Source organism: Bradyrhizobium sp. Kon69, assembly GCF_055807515.1.
This window is the reverse complement of record NZ_JBVVOS010000132.1, coordinates 1-409: the sequence shown is the minus strand read 5'-3', so window position 1 is coordinate 409 and position 409 is coordinate 1. Positions and strand designations below refer to the sequence as shown.

1 pseudogene is annotated in these 409 nt (G+C 40.8%); it reads right to left on the bottom strand.

Annotated elements, in window-relative coordinates:
* Positions 1-292 (bottom strand): annotated as a pseudogene (locus AC0L3U_RS38550) (NAD-dependent epimerase/dehydratase family protein); the annotation flags it as partial.
* Positions 293-409: the final 117 nt, after the last annotated feature.

Sequence of the window (409 nt, the reverse complement as noted above, 5' to 3'; positions counted from 1 at the left end):
AATTAGGACGAGCCCATTTACCAAATACATTAGGCAGTCGAAACAAATAAACTGCAGATCCGTGAACAGAGGCTAGTTGTTTTAGAATATCTTCTGCCGCACGTTTACTTGACCCATAGGCGTTGTCTTGCTCTGCCTGTATTGAAGAAGTATATACAATCGGAATTCTACGTCCGCTAGCAATAACAGCATCTGCAAGTAAACGAGTGAGATCAGTATTTCCCGCTTTGAACTCCTCAGCATCTTTTGGACGATTTACGCCAGCCAGATGAAAAATAAAATCTACCTGCTTTACTTTCTCAAAGAGACAATGATGATGAAAGTATTAATTACGGGCGCTAATGGATTTGTCGGGCAAAACTTGGCTGTTCATTTGTCAGAGCGAAAAACTTCAATGTCTTTTCGCTCT